The sequence below is a fragment of the Shinella sp. GW821-FHT11G07 genome (assembly GCF_058808115.1).
Genome location: NZ_JBXARJ010000005.1, coordinates 240,748 through 257,950, shown reverse-complemented (window position 1 = coordinate 257,950; position 17,203 = coordinate 240,748). Strand labels below are relative to the sequence as shown.

The 17,203-nt window shown below is 64.1% G+C and carries 16 protein-coding genes; 10 read left to right on the top strand and 6 right to left on the bottom strand.

The annotated features are described in order from the left end of the window. Together AC1RT2_RS12240 and AC1RT2_RS12235 are read left to right on the top strand one after the other, a co-directional pair. Complete coding sequence (locus tag AC1RT2_RS12240) at positions 1-345, top strand: RidA family protein (protein WP_493102175.1); 345 nt, start codon at positions 1-3, stop codon at positions 343-345. Positions 346-355: 10 nt separating this feature from the next. Continuing rightward, the gene (locus AC1RT2_RS12235) at positions 356-1,369 is read left to right on the top strand and encodes a M14 family metallopeptidase (RefSeq protein ID WP_493102173.1); all 1,014 of its coding nucleotides are present in this window, start codon (positions 356-358) and stop codon (positions 1,367-1,369) included. Between the two features lie 18 nt (positions 1,370-1,387). On the opposite strand, the gene AC1RT2_RS12230 is transcribed toward AC1RT2_RS12235, so the two are convergent. Then, entirely contained in the window at positions 1,388-2,572 is a 1,185-nt protein-coding gene (locus AC1RT2_RS12230; protein ID WP_493102171.1) for a hypothetical protein, read from the bottom strand. A 371-nt stretch (positions 2,573-2,943) separates the two neighbouring features. Between AC1RT2_RS12230 and purU the strand changes: the two genes are divergently transcribed. Continuing rightward, entirely contained in the window at positions 2,944-3,828 is an 885-nt protein-coding gene (gene purU, locus AC1RT2_RS12225) for a formyltetrahydrofolate deformylase (RefSeq protein WP_493102370.1), read from the top strand. Positions 3,829-3,903: 75 nt separating this feature from the next. Here purU and AC1RT2_RS12220 read toward each other — a convergent pair whose 3' ends face one another. After that, the gene (locus AC1RT2_RS12220) at positions 3,904-5,298 is read right to left on the bottom strand and encodes an MFS transporter (RefSeq protein WP_493102169.1); all 1,395 of its coding nucleotides are present in this window, start codon (positions 5,296-5,298) and stop codon (positions 3,904-3,906) included. A 127-nt stretch (positions 5,299-5,425) separates the two neighbouring features. Here AC1RT2_RS12220 and AC1RT2_RS12215 point away from each other — a divergent pair, with 127 nt between their 5' ends. The 6 genes from AC1RT2_RS12215 (at position 5,426) to AC1RT2_RS12190 (ending at position 11,340) form a co-directional block, all read left to right on the top strand. Further along, on the top strand, positions 5,426-6,346 hold the full coding sequence (locus AC1RT2_RS12215) for a LysR family transcriptional regulator (RefSeq protein ID WP_493102167.1): 921 nt from the start codon (positions 5,426-5,428) through the stop codon (positions 6,344-6,346). 128 nt (positions 6,347-6,474) lie between these two features. After that, positions 6,475-7,713: a dual-specificity RNA methyltransferase RlmN gene (gene rlmN, locus AC1RT2_RS12210; RefSeq protein WP_493102165.1), complete on the top strand. Its 1,239-nt coding sequence runs from the start codon at positions 6,475-6,477 to the stop codon at positions 7,711-7,713. Between the two features lie 117 nt (positions 7,714-7,830). Then, positions 7,831-8,784: an ABC transporter substrate-binding protein gene (locus tag AC1RT2_RS12205; RefSeq protein ID WP_493102163.1), complete on the top strand. Its 954-nt coding sequence runs from the start codon at positions 7,831-7,833 to the stop codon at positions 8,782-8,784. Between the two features lie 218 nt (positions 8,785-9,002). Further along, a complete protein-coding gene (locus tag AC1RT2_RS12200) occupies positions 9,003-9,881 on the top strand; it encodes an ABC transporter permease (RefSeq protein WP_069060610.1) in 879 nt (292 codons plus the stop codon). After that, the gene (locus AC1RT2_RS12195; protein ID WP_493102161.1) at positions 9,881-10,675 is read left to right on the top strand and encodes an ABC transporter ATP-binding protein; all 795 of its coding nucleotides are present in this window, start codon (positions 9,881-9,883) and stop codon (positions 10,673-10,675) included. The genes AC1RT2_RS12200 and AC1RT2_RS12195 overlap by 1 nt, the downstream gene beginning before the upstream one ends. A 59-nt stretch (positions 10,676-10,734) precedes the next feature. Then, complete coding sequence (locus tag AC1RT2_RS12190; RefSeq protein WP_493102159.1) at positions 10,735-11,340, top strand: DUF1287 domain-containing protein; 606 nt, start codon at positions 10,735-10,737, stop codon at positions 11,338-11,340. 6 nt (positions 11,341-11,346) lie between these two features. Here the strand turns inward: AC1RT2_RS12190 and AC1RT2_RS12185 are convergent, their stop codons facing one another. Both AC1RT2_RS12185 and AC1RT2_RS12180 read right to left on the bottom strand, forming a co-directional pair. Beyond that, positions 11,347-11,988, bottom strand: coding sequence for a LysE family translocator (locus AC1RT2_RS12185; protein ID WP_493102157.1), 642 nt, complete (start codon positions 11,986-11,988; stop codon positions 11,347-11,349). A 187-nt stretch (positions 11,989-12,175) separates the two neighbouring features. After that, positions 12,176-13,027, bottom strand: a complete 852-nt coding sequence (locus AC1RT2_RS12180; RefSeq protein WP_493102155.1) for an SDR family NAD(P)-dependent oxidoreductase — start codon at positions 13,025-13,027, stop codon at positions 12,176-12,178. A 184-nt stretch (positions 13,028-13,211) separates the two neighbouring features. On the opposite strand from AC1RT2_RS12180, the gene AC1RT2_RS12175 reads away from it, so the two are divergent. Beyond that, positions 13,212-14,435 carry an argininosuccinate synthase gene (locus tag AC1RT2_RS12175; RefSeq protein ID WP_493102153.1) on the top strand — a complete coding sequence of 408 codons (1,224 nt, stop codon included), beginning with the start codon at positions 13,212-13,214 and terminating at the stop codon, positions 14,433-14,435. 72 nt (positions 14,436-14,507) lie between these two features. Here the strand turns inward: AC1RT2_RS12175 and AC1RT2_RS12170 are convergent, their stop codons facing one another. Both AC1RT2_RS12170 and AC1RT2_RS12165 read right to left on the bottom strand, forming a co-directional pair. Then, positions 14,508-15,812, bottom strand: a complete 1,305-nt coding sequence (locus tag AC1RT2_RS12170; RefSeq protein WP_493102151.1) for an NAD(P)/FAD-dependent oxidoreductase — start codon at positions 15,810-15,812, stop codon at positions 14,508-14,510. Then, positions 15,812-17,155, bottom strand: coding sequence for a glutamine synthetase family protein (locus tag AC1RT2_RS12165; RefSeq protein ID WP_069060616.1), 1,344 nt, complete (start codon positions 17,153-17,155; stop codon positions 15,812-15,814). The genes AC1RT2_RS12170 and AC1RT2_RS12165 overlap by 1 nt, the downstream gene beginning before the upstream one ends. Between the last annotated feature and the right edge of the window lie 48 nt (positions 17,156-17,203).

Genomic DNA, 17,203 nt, shown 5'->3' with positions numbered 1-17,203 from the left:
ATGATCCAGCGCTATCAGAAGGGCCCGCGCATGAGCCAGGCCGTCAGCTTCGGCGGGCTCGTCTATATTGCCGGCCAGGTCGCGGAAGACCGCAAGGCCGCCATCGAGGACCAGACGCGCGATGTGCTCGGCAAGATCGACGCCCTTCTGAAGGAGGCCGGCACGGACCGCTCGAAACTGCTCGCCGTCAATGTCTTCCTGCCGGCGATCGTCGATTTCGAGGCGATGAACGGTGTCTACGACGCCTGGATCGACCCGGCGAACCCGCCGGCCCGCGCCTGTGTCGAGGCGCGCCTTGCCGATCCGGACCTGCGCGTCGAAATGACCGCCGTCGCGGCGCTTTGAGAGGCGCATCATGCACAGCGGTCTCGTCAATCCGATCGATTTTACGCTGGAAGGCCGGCAGTCCGGCCATCTCGCCATCCCCTATTCGATCGACCGTTCGCCCTATTATCAGATCCGTGTCCCGATCCTGCGTCTCAGCAATGGCGAGGGGCCGAGCCTGCTCCTGATGGCCGGCAACCACGGCGACGAATATGAAGGCGAACTCCAGCTCGGGCGGCTGATGCGCCTGCTCGACGTCGACAGGATTCGCGGTTCCGTCACCATCCTGCCGATGGCGAACCTGCCGGCGGTGATTGCGGCGAAGCGCTGCTCGCCGTTCGACGGCGGCAACCTCAACCGCGCCTTCCCCGGCGATGCGACGGGTACGCCGACGGCGCGGATGGCGCATTTCCTCGAGCACACGCTTTTTCCGCTGCATGACGTGGTGCTCGACCTGCATTCGGGCGGCACCTCCATGGCGCATCTGCCCTGCACGCTGATCGAGCGGCAGGCGGATGCCGTGCGTTTTGCGCGCGCCGTCTCGCTGATGCGGGCCATGGGCGCCACGCATGCCTTCATCGCCGACAACGGGCCGGCGGCACCGACCTCTATGGGGGCCGCGGGCCGGGCTGGCGCAATCGGCCTTTCGGGCGAGTTCGGCGGTGGGGGAACGGTGACGCCGGAGACGATGGCGTTCACGGCCGGAGCGATCGATCGTTTGCTCGTGGCGCTCGGCATCGTCGAGGCTCCGGTGCTGTCGCGCGCATCACTACCCGCACCGCCGGCTCTGCAGCTACTCTCACTGTCTCGGCACAGTCAGGGCATCTACGCCAGCCGACGCGGCTGGTTCGAACCTGCCGTCGCGCTGGGAGCCGTGGTGTCGGCCGGCGACCGTGCCGGCTGGTATCATGACCTCGAACGGCTGGAGCAGCCGGAGGAGGAACTGCGTTTTGCCGAAGGCGGCATCGTCATCTCCCATCGCCTGCATTGCGACAGCCAGGCCGGCGATTGCCTGATCCAGGTCGCCGAGCCGATCGACGGGTGAGGGCAGCGGTCTTTGCGATCAGGCGATCGCGTCGACGGCCTCACGCACCCAGTCGAGGCGTTTGGCGGGAATGAGGCCGTAATTGTAGAAGTTCACGCCATCGGCGCCGGCATCGACGGCGGCCTTGGCGCGCGCGGTGAGGATCGCCGGACCGTCGACCTCGGGATAGAAGACGCGGAGGCCCAATCCTAAGAACTTTTCCGGGCCGAGCAGGGCGCGGCCGGTGTGCATGACATCGGCGATGGCCTCGGGCGTCATGTCGTAGCAGCAGAGGATTGCGCCGTCGCAGAGCTTTCCGACGGCCGCGAGATCGACCCCGCCAAGCCAGCCGTCCTTGAGATCGATCAGCACGATGCGCGTCGCCGGGTCGGCGGCGGCCTTGATCTCGCCGATCAGGCTCGTCACCGGTTCGGAGCGCCAGGTCAGGAAGGCGTGCAGTTCCGGGTGGGCGCGGAAGGCGTCGATACCGGCTTCGGGAAAATCGGGAAACTGTTTTTCCGGCACGGCCCGCTCGCACAGTTCGGCAATGAAGCGGGCGACCGTCTTTCGGGCGCCCTCCACCGGGACGCCAGCTTTTTCGGCGCGCGCGGTGCAATGGTCGCAGAAGCACAGCGACAGCAAAAAGTCGTCCTCGGCGGTGAGGCCGACGCCGTCCTTTTCATGGTGGTATTCATGCGCGAAGCCCATGAAGTTCGGGCTTTCCAGCTCCAGCATGTCGGGCTGGTAGTTCGTCGTGATGTCGCGGACGAGGGTCACGACATAGTCGCGCGCTGCCGGGCTCGACGGGCAGAGATTGTAGTAATTGGCGTTGCCATAGGCGTTTCGGGTCACGTGGTCCGGGTGCAGCATGCCGAGCCGGCTGTTGTGCAGGCAGACGGTCCAGCAGGAGACCTTGAGGCCGGTCGTTTCGCGTGCCTTCGTCAGTGCGTCGAGCATGTCGCCGCGATCGAGAACATTCTGCGCCACCAGCGGGCGGATCACCTTGTCCTGCCAGAGCGTGTCGTCCGGGCGGAAATAGACGGTGCCGTCTTCCGGGAAATAGGCCTTCTGCGTCGGGCTGCGCGGCTGGAGGAAACGACCGGCATGGTATGAGGTCGCCACGCTCACCGTGTTGAGGCCGGCACGGCCCGCAAGATCGGCGGCAAGCGCCTCGAGCCCCTGGTCCTGGATGTCCCAGGGATAGGTCCACATGGAAAGATGCATGGCGTGCTCCCGTTGCGCTTGTCCGCTACTTAGAACATGTGTCCATAATAGTGTCCAGATGGATTTTGGAGACACGACAGGCCGGCTTGCATTGCTGAGAGATTCGGTGCGGCCTGTCTTTCAGACGGGATCATGTCGGGGCAATCGTCGGCTTCAGTCGCAGCCCTGGAACGGCCCCGTTGGCATTTTCGACGCATTGGATGTCGCGAACCGGAGGGATTCCTTGCAAGAGGCGGCGTAGCTTCTCGCCATTGCAGGGGCTTGCGCTGGCGCAAGCGGACTGAAATATGCGCCATGCCGTAAGTGCGGCCCGCATGACAAGGGGATCGCCGATGCTTGCCCCCGCATCGGCCGAACGCGAGATGGAACCGATGAAAAGCCACGTCCTGACAGTATCGTGCCAATCGACCCGCGGCATCGTCGCCGCGATCACCGGCTACCTCGCCGAGAAGGGGTGTTACATCTCCGACTCGTCGCAGTTCGACGACCTCGAAACCGGTCTGTTCTTCATGCGTCTCACCTTCCTGTCCCAGGAAGGCCTGTCGGAGGAGGACATCAAGGCTGAATTCGCCCCGGTCGCCAAGCCCTTCGGCATGAACTATCGCTTCAACGACAGCGACGAGCGCATGAAGGTGCTGCTGATGGTGTCGCGCTTCGGCCATTGCCTGAACGACCTGCTCTACCGCTGGAAGATCGGCGCGCTGCCGATCGACATTGTCGGGGTCGTGTCGAACCACTTCGACTACCAGAAGGTCATCGTCAACCACGACATCCCCTTCTACCACATCAAGGTGACGAAGGAGAACAAGCCGCAGGCCGAAGCCCGGCTGATGGAGGTGGTGGAACAGTCCGGTGCGGAGCTGATCGTGCTTGCCCGCTACATGCAGGTGCTGTCGGATGCGGTGTGCAAGAAGATGTCGGGGCGGATCATCAACATCCACCACTCGTTCCTGCCGTCGTTCAAGGGGGCGAACCCGTACAAGCAGGCCTTCGAGCGCGGCGTAAAACTGATCGGTGCGACGGCGCACTATGTGACGGAGGACCTCGACGAGGGTCCGATCATCGAGCAGGACGTGGCGCGCATCACGCATGCGCAGTCTGCGGAGGACTATGTGTCGATCGGCCGGGACGTGGAGAGCCAGGTTCTGGCGCGCGCCGTGCATGCGCATATCCATCACCGCACCTTCATGAACGGCAACAAGACGATTGTCTTCCCGCCGAGCCCCGGTTCCTACGCATCCGAGCGCATGGGCTGACCAAGCGACGGCTGTTAAGGCTCGGTATTGCTGCGCCCTAAAGAGACCTCCGCCCTTGGCGGAGGTCTTGCCGTTTCAGGCCTGGCGCTTGAAGCCGCGTACAAGAGCGAGGGCGATCAGGAGCAGGATGGCGGCCACCGCGAAGGTGACATGCATGCCGGTCGCCACGGCCGCGGCGCTGGCGCCCGTCACGTCCTTCGTGCCGACGGCAAGCGTGAAGATCGCGCCCATCAGCGAGGCGCCGGTGATCAGGCCCAGATTGCGCGACAGGTTGAGCAGGCCGGAGGTGACGCCGCGCTCCTCCGCGGCAATGCCCGTCATCACGGCCGCATTGTTGGCGGCCTGGAAGAGCTGGTAGCCGGGTGTAAGAACAACGATCGCCAGGATATAGCCGGGAAGGCCGAACAGGGCGGATAGCACGGGCAGGCCTGCGGCGCCCGTCGCCATTGTGGCAAGTCCGGCGGCGACCATGGGGCTTGCGCCGAATCGGTCGACGAGGCGTCCGGCAAGAATACCGGTCAGCACCGACACCACGGGACCGATCGCCAGCACGAAGCCGACCTGCGCCGGGCCGAAGCCGAGCGTGCGCGACAGGTAGAACGGTCCGACGACCAGCGTCACCATGATCACCGTCGCGACGAGGATGTTCGCCGCAAGGCTTGCGGGAAAACCGGCACGGCGGAAGGCGGCAGGCCGGATCAGCGGAAAGGCGATCCGGCGTTGCCGAAGCACGAAGAGGCCGGCACCCACGGCCGAGGCGGCGACGAGCGCGACATTCAGCGGACCGACCCGGCCCTCGCCCACCGTCATCGCCAGTGCATAGGCCGCCAGCGTTGCCGCCAGCAGGCCGGCGCCGGCGAGGTCGAAACGGCCGGTCGTGGGGGCTTTGCGGTCATCGGGCAGGAAATGGTGGACGAGGGCGAAGGCGGACAGGCCGAAAGGTACGGCGACGAGGAAGATTGCGTGCCATCCCAAGCCCGATATCAGCAGGCCGCCGAGCGACGGGCCGAGTGCTGTGCCGACGGCGGACATGGTGCCGAGCAGGCCCATGACGCTGCCGATCTTCTCTTTCGGCACGGTTTCGCTGACGAAGGCCATGGCAAGCGCCATCATCGCCGCGGCACCCGCCCCCTGAACGGCGCGCGCGGCAATGAGGAGGGGTAGCGACGGCGACAGGCCCGCCAGCAACGAGGCGGCGGAAAACACCGCAAGACCCGCCAGCAACAACCGGCGTCGGCCGAATAGGTCGCCAAGGCGCCCGATGCTGGCGATCAGCACGGTGCTGCTCAAGAGATAGGCGAGCACGACCCACTGCACGTGCTGGAAGGGTGCTGCAAAGACATCCGCCAGCGTCGGCAAAGCGACATTGGCGATGCTGGTGCCGAGCGAGGACAGCAGGATGGCGAGCGAGAGGCCGGCAAGAGCTCCGGCCCGGTGACGGTTTACCGTTATGGTCTCTGTATCGTGCATGGTTTTGCTCCTTGGGATCCTCAGAGCAGGTAGTCCGCTGCGTGATAAGGCGGAAGGCGCATCATTTGCATTGTGCTCGTGCGTTTGACGCCATGTCATCTTTTCGCGGGCATGCTAGGATCGCGCCATGTCACGACCCGATCTCAATCTTCTCGTCATGCTCGATGTGCTGCTCGCCGAGGGCAATGTGGCGCGGGCAGCGCAAAGGCTGCGGCTCAGCCCCTCGGCGATGAGCCGTGCGCTCGCGCGGTTGCGGGAGGTGACCGGCGATCCGCTGCTCGTGCGGGCCGGGCGGGGGCTCGTGCCGACGCCGCGGGCACTGGAGTTGCGTGACGAGGTCGGCCAGGTCGTTGCGGCAGCCGAAGCGCTGCTGCGCCCGGCAAAGCTTCTCGATCTCGCAACCCTCGAGCGGACCTTTACGCTCCGCAACCGCGAGGGTTTCGTCGATACATTCGGGTCGGCCTTGCTGGCGCGTCTCACGCGGGAGGCGCCCCATGTAAAAATCCGCTTCGTTCCAAAGCCGGATAAGGAAAGCACGCCGCTGCGCGACGGAACGGTCGATCTCGAAACGGGCGTGATCGGCGATACGACGGGACCGGAAGTGCGCGCGCAGGCACTGTTTCGCGATCGTTTCATCGGTGTCGTGCGCAAGGGGCACCCTCTGCTCGACGGCCCGATCACGGCGGAGCGCTATGTGCAGGGCGGCCATATCCTCGTTTCCCGCGGCCGGCGTGAGCGCGGCCCGGTCGACGAGGCACTGGCTTTGATGGGGCTAACGCGCACCATTGCCGTGACCGTCGCAAGTTTTGCCGAGGCCGTGACGCTCGCGCGGCACTCCGACCTGATCGCCCAGGTCTCCGACCGTTCGACCCTGTCGCTTCGCGACGACATGGCGAGTTTCCCGCTGCCGATCGCCCTGCCGGACTTCACCATTTCCATGCTCTGGCATCCGCGCATGGATGCCGATCCGGCGCATCGCTGGCTGCGCGCCTGTTTCCGCGAGGTCTGCACCGGCAAGGCAGGTGACTTTCTGCCGGAACAATGCTAAAGGGCCGGCAACTGGGCCCTGAGCCGCATCGAGCGGCGCCGGTGGGCCCGCAACGAACTTCTGTCGAGCATGGACCGCTTGCGGCGCAACAGCCTGCGCCAGCCTGGCCTGTTCTTGAGGATGACCCGATGGCAAGCATGGATTTTCTCAACACGGCCGAGCCAGTCAAGGCACCGGTCGTCCGCACCCTTCCCGCCGCGGAAAAGCCGTCACTGATCGGCCTTTCGCGTGAGGACATGGGCCGGGCGCTCGCCGAAAAGGGCATTCCCGAGCGGCAGGTGAAGATGCGGGTCAGCCAGCTCTGGCACTGGCTCTATGTGCGCGGCGTCTCCGATTTCGACGACATGGCGAATATCTCCAAGGACATGCGCGAAATGCTGAAGACGCATTTCACCATCGCCCGTCCGGAGATCGTCGAGGAGCAGGTTTCCGCCGATGGCACGCGCAAGTGGCTGCTGCGCTTCCCGCCGCGTGGTGCCGGCCGTCCGGTCGAGATCGAGACCGTCTATATTCCCGAAGAAGGCCGCGGCACGCTGTGCATTTCCAGCCAGGTCGGCTGCACGCTCACCTGCTCCTTCTGTCACACCGGCACGCAGAAGCTGGTGCGCAACCTGACGGCCGAGGAAATCCTCGCGCAGCTGCTGCTTGCCCGTGATCGCCTCGGCGATTTCCCCGACCGGGACACGCCGGCCGGCATGATCGCGCCGGCCGAAGGCCGCAAGGTCTCCAACATCGTCATGATGGGCATGGGCGAGCCGCTCTACAACTTCGAGCACGTCAAGACGGCGCTGTTGATCGCGACCGACGGCGATGGCTTGTCGCTCTCCAAGCGCCGCGTGACGCTGTCGACATCGGGCATCGTGCCGGAAATCTATCGCACGGGTTCCGAGATCGGCGTTATGCTGGCGATCTCGCTGCATGCGGTGCGCGACGACCTGCGCGACATGCTGGTGCCGATCAACAAGAAATATCCGCTGAAGGACCTGCTGGAGGCCTGCCGGGCCTATCCGAGCCTGTCGAATGCGCGCCGCATCACCTTCGAATATGTGATGTTGAAGGACGTCAACGATTCGCTGGAGGACGCCAAGCTGCTCACCCAGCTGCTCAAGGGCATTCCGGCGAAGATCAACCTCATCCCGTTCAATCCCTGGCCGGGCACCAACTACCAGTGTTCGGACTGGGAGCAGATCGAGCGTTTCGCCGATTTCATCAACCAGGCCGGCTATGCCTCGCCGATCCGTACCCCGCGCGGCCGCGACATTCTCGCCGCCTGCGGCCAGCTGAAATCGGAATCCGAGCGCATGCGCAAGGTCGACCGCATGGCCTTCGAGGCGATGATGATCGTCGGGCATGGCGAGGACGACTGAGGGATCGACGCCTCCATCTCCTATCAGAAATTGTGATTGAAGAAGCGGATTCCGAGAATTGATTTGAACGGCCGTTTTGCCTAGAAACGGGTCAAAATCATTCTAGGGAGGCCCTCCATGCGTCAACTTCTCCTCGCTTTCGCGGCAACGCTCGCGATTTCGCTGCCGGCCAAGGCCGAAAACGTCACGGTGGCCGTGACGGCCATCGTCGAACATCCGGCACTGGATGCCGCCCGTGACGGCGTCAAGGAAGCGCTGGAAGCCGCCGGCTACAAGGAAGGCGAGAACCTGACGTTCCTCTACGAGTCGGCGCAGGGCAACCCCGCGACGGCAGCGCAGATCGCCCGCCAGTTCGCCGGCGAGGAGCCGAACGTCATCGTGCCGATCTCCACGCCGTCCGCCCAGGCCGTCGTCTCCACGACGCGCGACATCCCGGTGGTCTTCACGGCCGTTTCCGACCCACTCGGCGCGCAGCTCGTCAAGGACATGGACAAGCCCGGCGGCAACGTCACGGGCCTTTCCGACATGTCGCCGGTTGCCGAACACCTGGCGCTGATCAAGGAAATCCTGCCCGAAGCCAAGACCATCGGCTTCCTCTACAATTCGGGTGAAGCCAACTCCGTTTCGCTGCTTGCCGTGCTGAAGACGGAAGCGGAAAAGGCCGGCCTGACGGTCGTCGAATCCGCTGCCACGAAATCGGCTGAAGTCCAGGGTGCCGCCCGCGCGCTCGTTGGCCGCGCCGATGCGATCTACATCCCGACCGACAACACGATCATTTCGGCGCTCGAAGGCGCGGTTGCCGTTGCCGAAGAAGCAAAACTGCCGCTCTTCACCGCCGACACGGATTCCGTTTCGCGCGGCGCCGTCGCGGCACTCGGCTTCAACTACAAGGACGTCGGCAAGCAGACGGGCGAGATCGTCGTGCGCATCCTCAAGGGTGAAAACCCGGGCGACATCGCCGTGAAGGTTGCCGCCGGCACGGACCTCGTGGTCAACAAGTCCGCTGCCACCAAGATGGGCGTCACCCTTCCGGAAGCCGTCGTCGGCCGCGCGACCCGCGTCATCGAATAATCTGCCGTCCCCAGGACAGCTGAAATCGGAATCAACCGCTGCCGGATCGCCCGGCGGCGGTTGATCTGTTAAAAGGACCCCTCCCGCAAGACCCGCGGGAAACGGGCAGAGCATTTCCACCTTCAGTGAAAATGCTCTATCTTTTTGTTTTTACGCAATTCCGAACGCAAAACCGCTACGCACTTTTGCTGGAATTGCTTAGGAGAAAGCGTAGAGCCGTGAGCCTGATTGCCTTCTGGGGTGCCGTCGAACTGGGGCTGGTCTATGCCTTCGTCGCGATCGGTGTTTACCTTGCCTTCCGCGTGCTGGATTTTCCGGACCTGACCGTGGACGGCTCGTTTCCGCTCGGCGCTGCCGTCACGGCGGTTCTGATCATCGCGGGCGTCAATCCCTGGCTTTCGGCTGGTGTCGCCATGGTGGCCGGTGCTGGTGCCGGCCTCGTGACGGCGATGCTGAACGTACGTTTCCGCATTCTCAACCTGCTCGCCTCGATCCTGACGATGATCGCGCTCTTCTCGGTCAACCTGCGTGTGATGGGCAAGCCGAATGTCGCGCTGATCAATGCCGATACGATGATCAGCCCGTTCTTCGGCCTCGGTCTGCGTGATTTCTATGTCCGCCCGCTGTTCGTCGGCGTTCTGGTGGTAATCGCGGTGATAATCGTCTGGCGCTTCCTGGAAAGCGACGCCGGTCTTTCGATGCGGGCAACCGGCGCGAACGCCCGCATGGCCCGTGCGCAGGGCGTCGATACCAACCGTCAGATCTATCTTGGCATCGCACTGTCCAATGCGCTGGTGGCGCTCGGCGGCGCGCTCTTTGCCCAGACGAACGGTTTTGCCGATGTCACTTCCGGCGTCGGCACCATCGTCGTCGGTCTTGCGGCCGTCATCATCGGCGAGACGCTTTTTGGCGCACGCGGCATCCTGATGGCCCTGATCGGCTGCGTGCTGGGGTCAATCCTCTATCGCATCGCGATCCAGCTGGCACTCTCCTCCGACGTGCTCGGCCTTCAGGCCTCCGACCTCAACTTCGTGACGGCGCTGCTTGTCACCGTGGCGCTCGTGCTGCCGCGCCTTCGCCGCGGGGGAGCCGCCTGATGATTTCCGTTTCCGATATCAAGGTCGTCTTCGGCAAGGGCACGCCGCTGCAGAAGCAGGCGCTGAACGGCGTCAGCCTGACCATCGAGGAAGGCCAGTTCGTCACCGTCATCGGCTCCAACGGCGCCGGCAAGTCGACGCTGCTCGGCGTGTTGGCCGGTGACGTGATCGCTACTGAAGGCCAGGTGAAGATCGCCACGGTGGACGTGACCCGCCAGGGCACGGCGGCGCGCGCCGGCCGGGTCGCCCGCGTCTTCCAGGATCCGCTGACCGGAAGCTGCGGCGCACTCTCGATCGAGGAAAACCTGGCGCTTGCCGCCCGTCGCGGCGAACGGCGTGGACTTTCCTCGTCGCTCGGCCCCAAGCGCCGCGCGCATTTTCGCGAGCGCATCGCCGAACTGAACCTCGGGCTTGAGAACCGCATGCGCGACCGCATGGACCTCCTGTCCGGCGGCCAGCGTCAGGCCGTCTCGCTCGTCATGGCGACGCTCGCCGGATCCGACGTGCTGCTGCTCGACGAGCACACAGCGGCGCTTGATCCGGGCATGGCGGAATTCATCATGACCCTCACGCAGAAAATCGTGTCTGACCGCAAGCTGACAACGCTGATGGTGACACATTCGATGCGCCAGGCGCTCGACTACGGCCACCGCACGGTGATGCTGCATGGCGGCGAGATCGTGCTCGACGTGGCCGGCGACAGCCGCAAGGACCTCCAGGTCGAAGACCTGATCGACATGTTCCGCAAGATGCGTGGCCAGACGCTGGACGATGACGCCCTGCTGATCGGCTGACGCCCACAAAGCGCCCGAATCCGGCAGCAGCTTTCTTCCGTCGGATTTGGGGGATGCGCATGCTGTTTCGCCGTACGCTGCTGGCCGGTGGCCTGTCTTCAGGAGTTGTGCTCGCGCTGCCGGCAGTCTTGCGGGCAGAGGCAACACCTGCGGATCGGCTCGTTGCGGCCGCGCGAAAACAGGTCGGCGTGACGCTGACCTATGATGCGGCCTATTCCAGGCTCGATTATCCCGGCGGCGACGTGCCGCGCGAGCGGGGCGTGTGCACCGACGTGCTCGTCCGCGCCTACCGGGACGGGCTCGGCATCGACCTTCAGGTGCTGGTGCACGAAGACATGCGGCGCGCCTTCTCGGCCTATCCGGCGCTTTGGGGCCTGAAGAAGACGGACCGCAACATCGACCATCGCCGGGTGCCCAACCTCCAGGCGTTCTTCAAGCGCGCGGGTGCGGCATTGGCGCTGAGCGAGAATGGTGGGGATTACCTGCCGGGTGATATCGTCTCGCAGATGCTGCCTGGCAATCTACCGCATATCGCCATCGTGGCGAATGAACATTCTTCCGATGGCTCCCGGCCGCTCGTCGTTCACAATATCGGCGTAGGCGCGCGTCTGGAGGACGTGCTTTTCGCCTATCCGATCACCGGGCATTACCGCTACGGCGTGTGACCGCCCCTACTTCGCCTGCGTGAAGAAAATCTTCATCGCGAAGACCGAGAAGACGCCGGCGAAGGTGTAGTCGATGCCGCGCAGCACCTTGGGGTTCTGCTGGAGCCAGGCGGCGAGCCTGTCGGCGGCGAGAATGACGATGATGTTAATCGGCATGCCGACGATGATGAAGAACAGGCCGAGGAAAATCAGCTTGCCGGTGACCTCCGGATCGCCGGCCGAGATGAATTGCGGCAGGAAGGTCATGAAGAAGATGATGACCTTGGGGTTGAGCAGGTTCACCCAGAAGCCGCTGGAAATGTTGGCCAGAGCCGTACCGCGTGGGCCGGCCGCGGCATCGACAGAAAAATTCGAGCCGTAGCGGATGGCCTGAATGGCGAGCCACAGCAGGTAGGCGGCACCGCCGGTCTTCAGGATCATGAAGGCGGTCGGCGAGGCGGTGATCAGCGCCGAAATGCCGAAGGCGACCAGCAGCGTGTGCACGATGATGCCGAGGCCCGTGCCGACCACCACGAAGAGCGCCGGACCACGGCCCTGCGACAAGGCCCGACTGATCGACAGCGTCATGTCCGGGCCGGGGGTGGCCGCCAGAAGCAGGCTTGCGGCCGCGAAGGTGAGAAGTGTCGGCAGCGTGGGCAGAAAGTCCATGATGGTGTTTCTCAGAAGCCGGAAGGATGCGAAATCCCTAGTCCGGCTTTCAGCGAATTACCAATCAAAGCTTGTGATAGGCCGTCATAACGCTCGATGAACGTCCCGGTTTTGCCGACAGGCCTGCCCCACCCAGGACGTCATCCCCGGCCCTGAGCCGAGGATCCGTACCAGGGGGGCTCAGGCGTTATTCGCCCTCGACGAAGGCCCGGAACTTTTCCGCATAGTCATTGTGCCAGCGCGACAGCGGCGGGCGGTTTTCGATGACGTCGCCGATCGCCCAGGCCATGCGGCGTTCGTCGAGCGCGCGGGGCACGTCGTTGTCGGGGCAGAGGATGTAGAAGTCGCCGCGCTCCAGGCTTTCCAGCAGGAAGTCGACGGTCTGGGCGGAGGTCCAGGCGGCATCCGGCTTTTCCGTACGGTCGCCTTTGGTCAAGCCGGTGAAGACGAAGCCTGGGATGAGTAGATGGGCGGAGATGTTTGCGCCCTCGGTGTTGCGCAGTTCGTGCTGGAGGGCTTCGGTAAACACCTTCACCCCGGCCTTGGAGACATTGTAGGCCGGATTGCCGGGTGGCGTGGTGATGCCCTGCTTGGAGCCGGTGTTAATGATGAGGCCGGGTTCGCCATGGGCCAGCATGTTGGGGCCGAAGACCTGGCTGCCGTGGATGACGCCCATCAGGTTGACGGCGAGGATGTGGTCCCAGTTGGCCTCGGCGCTGAAGATCGAGGTGGCCGGCTGGATGCCGGCATTGTTCATCAGCACATGTACGCGGCCGAACCGCTGGAGTACGGTGCGTTCCAGCGCCTCCAGTTCGTGACGGTGGGCGACGTCCGTCTCCACCGCCATGATGTTTGCTTCGCCGGCAATCGCCTCGAGTTCGAGGCGGGCCTCGCCGAGCCGGTCGCCACCGAGATCGGCGATCGCGACGCTCATGCCGGCCTCGGCGAAACGCCGTGCGGCCGCCAGCCCGATGCCGGAGGCACCGCCGGTGACGACGGCGACATTGGCTTCCTTGATGATGTCCTGGATGTTCGTCATGGGGCACCCCTTCCATGGTTTACTGAGGCGAATATGGGTTGCGATGGCGCGCTGTCAAACCTGGCTTGCGTCAGGAAGCCTCCCGCCTCACCCTTGCGTCACGCGCCAACTTCGCTAAAAGTGCCGCGACACCGGGCCTTGCGGGCTTGCCGCAGATCCTCTCCATGCAACGGACCTCATCACCATGGCATCTTACAAAGACGTGAAAAAAGTCGTGCTGGCCTATTCCGGCGGCCTCGACACCTCGATCATCCTGAAATGGCTGCAGACCGAGCTCAATGCGGAAGTCGTGACGTTCACGGCCGACCTCGGCCAGGGCGAAGAGCTGGAGCCGGCGCGCAAGAAGGCCGAGATGCTCGGCATCAAGGAGATCTTCATCGAGGACGTGCGCGAGGAATTCGTGCGCGATTTCGTCTTCCCGATGTTCCGTGCGAATGCGGTCTATGAAGGCGTCTACCTGCTCGGCACGTCGATTGCCCGTCCGCTGATCTCCAAGCACCTGATCGAGATCGCCGCCAAGACCGGCGCGGATGCCATCGCCCATGGCGCAACCGGCAAGGGCAACGACCAGGTCCGCTTCGAGCTGTCGGCCTATGCGCTGAACCCGGACATCAAGATCATCGCGCCGTGGCGCGACTGGTCGTTCAAGAGCCGCACGCATCTCTTGGAATTCGCCGAGCAGCACCAGATCCCGGTCGCCAAGGACAAGAAGGGTGAAGCGCCGTTCTCCGTCGACGCGAACCTGCTGCACTCCTCGTCCGAGGGCAAGGTTTTGGAAGACCCGGCCGTCGAGGCGCCGGAATATGTGCACATGCGCACGATTTCGCCGGAAGCCGCTCCGGACAAGGCGACCACCATCAAGGTCGGCTTCGAGCGTGGTGACGCGGTTTCGGTCAACGGCGTGCGCATGTCGCCGGCAACGCTGCTCGCCACCCTCAACAATTACGGCCGCGACAACGGCATCGGCCGCCTCGACCTCGTGGAAAACCGTTTCGTCGGCATGAAGTCGCGCGGCGTCTACGAGACGCCCGGTGGCACGATCCTGCTAGCCGCTCACCGCGCTATCGAATCCATCACGCTCGACCGGGGTGCAGCACACCTTAAGGACGACCTGATGCCGCGTTATGCCGAGCTGATCTATTACGGCTTCTGGTTCTCGCCGGAACGCGAAATGCTGCAGGCGCTGATCGACCGGAGCCAGGAGCATGTCGAGGGCGAAGTGACGCTGAAGCTCTACAAGGGCAATGTCATGGTCACCGGCCGTGAATCGGACAAGTCGCTCTATTCCGACAAGCTCGTCACCTTCGAGGACGACCAGGGCGCCTACGACCAGAAGGACGCCGCCGGCTTCATCAAGCTGAACGCGCTGCGCCTGCGCACGCTCGCCGCCCGCAATCGCCGCGGCTGATCCGATCGTCTACCCATGAAAAAGCCCGCTGTTGGAAACAACAGCGGGCTTTTTGCTTGGGAGGGTTCGATCTCAGAGGCCGAAGGCGTCCTTGAACTGGTACCACCAGGACCCGATGGTGGAATACTGCGCGCGGAACATGCGCCCGCCCGGGAAGGGAATCCAGGGCAGTTTCTCGAACTGGCTGAAACGCGACAGGTCGCCGTGGATCGCCTCGCTGAGGATGCGGCCGAACAAGTGCGAGCCCGTGACGCCGTGGCCGCTGTAGCCATGGGCGAAATAGGTGTTCTTGCCGATCTTGCCCATCTGCGGCACGCGCGAGAAGGAGAGGGCAAAATTGCCGCTCCAGGCGTAGTCGATCTTCACGCCCTTCAGCGACGGAAAGACCTTTTCGAGGTTCGGGCGGATTTTTGCCCGCACGTCGGCCGGGTCGGTGCCGCCATAGACGGTGCCGCCGCCGAAGATCATGCGCTTGTCGGCCGACAGGCGGAAATAATCGAGGATGTAGCGCACGTCCTCGACGCACATGTCGCTCGGGATCAATGCATCGGCGCGGTCGCCGAGCGGTTCGGTCGCGACCATCTGGGTCGAGACCGGCATGACGCGCGAGACGAGTTTCGGCACGACATGGCCGAGATAGGCATTGCCGCAGATGACGGCGGTGTTTGCCGTGACGCTGCCGCGCGCGGTGTGGATGACCGGCTTTTCAGCCTCGTGTTCGACGCGAATGACGGGCGACTGTTCGTAGATCACGCCGCCGAGCGATTCCAGCGCCTTGGCCTCGCCGAGCGTGAGGTTCAGCGGGTGCATGTGGCCGCCGGTCGTGTCCAGCATGCCGCCGATATAGGCATCCGTCTTGACGAGCTTCTGGATCGCCGCCTTGTCGAGCATCTGGTGGTCGTCCATGCCGTAGCTCTTCCACAGAGCCTTCTTGTGCTCCAGGTCCTTCATGTGGGCGGGCGTATAGGCGGCGTAGATGTTGCCTGTCTTCATGTCGCAATCGATGTCGTATTGCGAAACGATGCGGCGGATGATCTTGCCGCCTTCCTGCACGAGGCCGCCGACAAAGGCGCCGGCCTGATCGCCATAGCGGCGCTTGATCGTGTCGAGGCTGGCATTCAGGCCATTGACGATCTGGCCGCCGTTGCGGCCGGACGCGCCCCAGCCGATGCCGGCACCTTCGACCATCACGACCTTGTAGCCCTTCTCGGCGAGGTGGATGGCGGTCGAGAGGCCGGAATAGCCGGCGCCGAGCACGGCAACGTCGGCCGTGACCGCGCCTTCGAGCACTTTCGGCGTGCGCACGATGTTGCGGGAGGCGGCGTAATAGCTGTCGGGATAGGTGCCGTTGCCGGCATAGGATTCATTCGTGGCCATCAGACGATTTCCAGGTAGGCGCTGAACTCGAAGTCGGTCACCTGTTCGGCGAAGCCGGCGATTTCCTGCCGCTTGCAGGCGATCAGCATGGAGCGGAGATCCGCGTCGAAGATTTCCGAGACGATCGAGCCGTTCTCGAAGGCGGTGACGGCCGAGCCCCATTCCGAGGGGATGCGCGGCAGCTGCGAGAGATAGGCGCGGCCCGAGACCGGTGCCGGCGGCTCCCACTTGTTGCGGATGCCGACGAGCGCAGCGCCAAGGATGCCCGCCATGACGAGATAGGGGTTGGCGTCGGCGCCGGCGACGCGGTGCTCGATGCGCCGCGCCTTGTTGCTGCCGCCGGGGATGCGGATGGCGGCGGTGCGGTTCTCGTAGCCCCAGGAGACGGAGGTCGGGGCGTGCGTGTCCGGCCTGAGGCGACGGTAGGAGTTGAAATGCGGCGCGAAGAGCAGCGTCGATTCCGCCATGCCACGGGTGAGGCCCGCGACGGCGTGTTTCATGATGTCGGAACCTTCCGGCGTGCCGTCGTCGAAGACATTGTTGCCATCCTCGTCGATCAGGCTGAAATGCATGTGCATGCCGCTGCCAGAACGCATGCCGTAGGGTTTTGCCATGAAGGTGGCGGCAAAGCCGTGTTTGCGGGCGATGCCCTTGATGATGCGCTTGAAGAACAGTGCGTCGTCGGCGGCCTTCAACGGGTCGTCGGAATGCATCAGATTGATTTCGAACTGGCCGATGCCGTTTTCGGCGACGGCCGAATCCGCCGGCACGTTCTGCCGCTCGCATTCCGCATAGACGTCGGAGAAGAACTGGCCGAAATCGTCAAGCTCGTCGATCGACAGGATGGCGTCGGAATCGAGCCGCTTGCCGGTATAGGGCGAGATCGGCGGCTGGGCATGATCCGGCTCGGCGTCGATCAGGTAGAATTCCATCTCCGAGGCGACGACGGGGCGCAGGCCGAGTTCGTGATACTGGCGCACGATATTGGCGAGCGCCTGGCGCGGATCGGCGAGGAAGGGTTCGCCATTCTCCTTGAACAGCCAGAGCGGCACGACGGCGGACGGTTTCAGCGTCCAGCTTACGGGCAGCGCGCCGCGGCCGGTCGCCGCGCAGATGCCGTCCATGTCGCCGCTCGCGAAGACGTGGCTCGAGCCGACGATGTCTTCGCCCCAGACGTCCACGCCGACGATGGAAAGCGGCATGCGGATGCCGCCCTTCAACACCTTTTCCGCCTGCCCGACGGGCACGCGCTTGCCGCGCAGAATGCCGTTTAGATCGCAGACGACGGCCTGGATGCTTTCCACGCCATCGGCGGTGATCAGCCAATTGGAATCTTCGTTCATCGCCCTCGTCTTTCTATATCACATAGTAATATTTGTGATCACATTTTG

What these genes read in the sequence shown, in the direction of transcription:
- AC1RT2_RS12165 (WP_069060616.1), bottom strand. Translation starts at nt 17,155, where the DNA reads ATGAACGAAGATTCCAATTGGCTGATCACCGCCGATGGCGTGGAAAGC.
- AC1RT2_RS12170 (WP_493102151.1), bottom strand. Translation starts at nt 15,812, where the DNA reads ATGGCCACGAATGAATCCTATGCCGGCAACGGCACCTATCCCGACAGC.
- rlmN (WP_493102165.1), top strand. Translation starts at nt 6,475, where the DNA reads ATGGCAAGCATGGATTTTCTCAACACGGCCGAGCCAGTCAAGGCACCG.
- AC1RT2_RS12195 (WP_493102161.1), top strand. Translation starts at nt 9,881, where the DNA reads ATGATTTCCGTTTCCGATATCAAGGTCGTCTTCGGCAAGGGCACGCCG.
- AC1RT2_RS12180 (WP_493102155.1), bottom strand. Translation starts at nt 13,027, where the DNA reads ATGACGAACATCCAGGACATCATCAAGGAAGCCAATGTCGCCGTCGTC.
- AC1RT2_RS12185 (WP_493102157.1), bottom strand. Translation starts at nt 11,988, where the DNA reads ATGGACTTTCTGCCCACGCTGCCGACACTTCTCACCTTCGCGGCCGCA.
- purU (WP_493102370.1), top strand. Translation starts at nt 2,944, where the DNA reads ATGAAAAGCCACGTCCTGACAGTATCGTGCCAATCGACCCGCGGCATC.
- AC1RT2_RS12175 (WP_493102153.1), top strand. Translation starts at nt 13,212, where the DNA reads ATGGCATCTTACAAAGACGTGAAAAAAGTCGTGCTGGCCTATTCCGGC.
- AC1RT2_RS12220 (WP_493102169.1), bottom strand. Translation starts at nt 5,298, where the DNA reads ATGCACGATACAGAGACCATAACGGTAAACCGTCACCGGGCCGGAGCT.
- AC1RT2_RS12230 (WP_493102171.1), bottom strand. Translation starts at nt 2,572, where the DNA reads ATGCATCTTTCCATGTGGACCTATCCCTGGGACATCCAGGACCAGGGG.
- AC1RT2_RS12235 (WP_493102173.1), top strand. Translation starts at nt 356, where the DNA reads ATGCACAGCGGTCTCGTCAATCCGATCGATTTTACGCTGGAAGGCCGG.
- AC1RT2_RS12240 (WP_493102175.1), top strand. Translation starts at nt 1, where the DNA reads ATGATCCAGCGCTATCAGAAGGGCCCGCGCATGAGCCAGGCCGTCAGC.
- AC1RT2_RS12190 (WP_493102159.1), top strand. Translation starts at nt 10,735, where the DNA reads ATGCTGTTTCGCCGTACGCTGCTGGCCGGTGGCCTGTCTTCAGGAGTT.
- AC1RT2_RS12205 (WP_493102163.1), top strand. Translation starts at nt 7,831, where the DNA reads ATGCGTCAACTTCTCCTCGCTTTCGCGGCAACGCTCGCGATTTCGCTG.
- AC1RT2_RS12215 (WP_493102167.1), top strand. Translation starts at nt 5,426, where the DNA reads ATGTCACGACCCGATCTCAATCTTCTCGTCATGCTCGATGTGCTGCTC.